Source organism: Bacillus cereus group sp. BfR-BA-01441 (assembly GCF_022663075.1).
Classification (GTDB): domain Bacteria; phylum Bacillota; class Bacilli; order Bacillales; family Bacillaceae_G; genus Bacillus_A; species Bacillus_A cereus.
The window spans coordinates 1-216 of the sequence record NZ_JAKUEU010000449.1; the positions used below are offsets into that span (position 1 = coordinate 1).

A 216-nucleotide genomic window follows, 5' to 3' on the forward strand; every position below is an offset into this window, starting at 1 on the left:
TTGGCCTGGTCAACTGCATTGTTCATTCCTTGCAAACCTGAATTCGCTTGGTTAACACCTTGAATCATTTTTTGCATACCTGCATTGGACTGATCAACTGCATTATTCATTCCTTGCAAACCTGAATTCGCTTGGTTAACACCTTGAATCATTTTTTGCATACCTGCATTGGACTGATCAACTGCATTATTCATTTCTCGCAAACCTGAATTCGCT

At 39.8% G+C, this 216-nt stretch carries 1 pseudogene; it reads right to left on the minus strand.

Annotated features, from left to right (window positions below):
- Window positions 1–194, minus strand: a pseudogene (locus MR107_RS31155) (hypothetical protein); the annotation flags it as partial.
- Window positions 195–216 lie beyond the last annotated feature (22 nt).